2 protein-coding genes are annotated in these 2350 nt (G+C 40.8%); both read left to right on the top strand.

What is annotated here, in order from left to right:
• Positions 1 to 11: 11 nt before the first annotated feature.
• Complete coding sequence (locus L1267_RS23525) at positions 12 to 740, top strand: response regulator transcription factor (protein ID WP_138557886.1); 729 nt, start codon at positions 12 to 14, stop codon at positions 738 to 740.
• A complete protein-coding gene (locus tag L1267_RS23530; RefSeq protein ID WP_235384421.1) occupies positions 740 to 2215 on the top strand; it encodes a sensor histidine kinase in 1476 nt (491 codons plus the stop codon). Before L1267_RS23525 ends, L1267_RS23530 begins: the two co-directional genes overlap by 1 nt.
• The last annotated feature ends 135 nt before the right edge of the window (positions 2216 to 2350 follow it).

A 2350-nucleotide genomic window follows, 5' to 3' on the forward strand; every position in this document is an offset into this window, starting at 1 on the left:
TGGATTAAACGATGCGCCCTGAAAAATTACTCATAGTTGAAGACGATAAAACCATTCGCCAACTCATCACCACCCAGTTGACTAGCTTAAACCTGCACATTGACGAAACAGCAAGTGCTGAGGCAGCGATAAAAAAGCTGGCTAATCAAAGTTATGGGTTGGTGTTGCTAGATATCAATCTACCGCAAATGGATGGCCTTAGCTTATGTCGAAAAATTAAAGAGCACTATCCGCAAACAGCTGTCATCTTATTGACTGCACTAAGTAGCGACATGGATCGGGTAATTGGTTTAGAGATGGGTGCAGATGATTATATTTGCAAACCTTTCTTTGCAAGAGAGTTACAGGCAAGGATCAAAACACAACTGCGCCATAGAGCACAATTGCTCATCGCACAATCAACTAATGAACAAGCGCATAATGCAGAATCCATTCAACTTGGGGATCTACATATCGAGTTTTCAAGTCATCAGGCTTTTTTAGCTAATCAAGCAATCAATCTTACTGCCACCGAATTTGATTTGCTGGTGTATTTTGCTAAACACCCAAATCATGTATTCAGTCGCCAGCAATTACTTGATCACGTTTGGGGATATCAACACTGTGGCTATGAACATACAGTCAATTCACATATAAATCGTCTGCGTAGTAAGTTTGAGCAGTATCACGCTAGCAACTTTATTGAAACAGTATGGGGGGTTGGCTACAAACTAAACCCATCGCAACTGAGCACACACTAATGAAAACAATGACACTCTATCAAAAGCTCGCATGGTCGCTTGTACTTATTTTTAGCCTACTATGTGCCCTAGTATTTAGTTGGCGCAAGCATCTTGAGCAAACTTCGCAGCACCATGCACAGCAAAACTTACACTTACAGCTGGCTGAGCATCTCGTTCATGACAATCCTTTAATAAAACAAGGTGTGTATGATTATGAAGCCTTAGAGAATTTATTTCATACCCTGATGATATTAGGCCCCAACTTTGAATTTTATTTTGTAGACCCTCGCGGAGAGTTACTTACATACTCTGCAAAACCGGGCCAAGTTATTAAAAAACAGATCAACCTTACTCCCATTAAAAAGCTCATTAACGACCCCACTGCCACACCTATTTATGGTGACGATCCACGTAGCCATGACGCAAAAAAGATTTTCTCTGCCGCCCCGGTGTTTAATCAACAACAACTGCAAGGCTATTTATACGTTATTATTGGTGGTCAAGCATTTGATACAACCTTAAACAATATCAAAGAAAATGATGCACTGTGGCTAGGTGCGGCTTGGTTTATAACAGCTATGCTCGCGCTTTTTATAGCCATGCTAATATTATTTAGGTTCTTCACATTACCGCTAAAACAACTCAACAAAGAAATTTGTCAGATTGAAGCGGCCAATTACAGCCTAACAAAGATGTCGCTCAGACCAAGTTACACGGGTAACAATGAAATTGGTAATTTAAGCAAAGGCGTACATGCAATGTTGTCGCGCATCGATGAGCAATTTCAATCCCTACAGCATGCAGATAAGCAGCGTCGCGAATTACTAACCCACCTCTCTCATGACTTAAGAACACCGCTGTCGTCATTACATGGTTTTATCGAAGTAATTAATAAGCCTAACAGCCATTTAAGTGAGCAAGAGCAGCAACATTATCTAAATTTAGCGATGGATAATTGCCAACAGTTAAAGCAACTCATTGAGCAAATATTTGAATTAGCTAACTTAGAGTGCGGGCAAGTAAAAATAAATGCCGAAACATTTAATCTGGGCGAGTTAATTTATGACTGTGTGGCAAAACTGGAATTAACCGCTCGCTCTGCCGGCATTAAACTTAAGGTTATCCCTGAGATATGCGATTTCACAGTAACTGCTGACATTGCCAAGTTAGAACGAGTGCTAACGAACTTAATCGAAAATGCTATTCGCCATACCCCAGATGGCGGAGTGATTTCAGTTAGTGTTTCTGAGCAAGCTAACGAACTATTTGTAGCGGTATCAGACACTGGTGTTGGCATTCATGCCGACGAGCTCACTGCGATTTTTGAACCACATTATCAGGCTCGCAATAGTATAAAACGTGGCTCTACCGGATTAGGGTTAGCTATATGTAAACAACTACTTATGCTAATGAATAGTAAAATCGAAGTACAAAGTACTGTTGGAAAAGGCAGTGAATTTCGCTTTAATTTAACCATGCAGGCATCCGCTTAATCACGGATGCCTGATGGGTGATTATTTTTCTATACCCGCTAAATCTAACATAAAGGCATAATATAACGCGGTGTCTTGCAAGCTTTTAAAGCGCCCAGATGCACCACCGTGCCCTGCTTCCATGTCGGTTTTGAA

It is taken from the genome of Pseudoalteromonas sp. OFAV1 (genome assembly GCF_021532595.1).
Classification (GTDB): Bacteria; Pseudomonadota; Gammaproteobacteria; order Enterobacterales; family Alteromonadaceae; genus Pseudoalteromonas; species Pseudoalteromonas lipolytica_C.

Coding starts and splice junctions, on each gene's coding strand:
- L1267_RS23525 (WP_138557886.1), top strand. CDS start 12: ATGCGCCCTGAAAAATTACTCATAGTTGAAGACGATAAAACCATTCGC.
- L1267_RS23530 (WP_235384421.1), top strand. CDS start 740: ATGAAAACAATGACACTCTATCAAAAGCTCGCATGGTCGCTTGTACTT.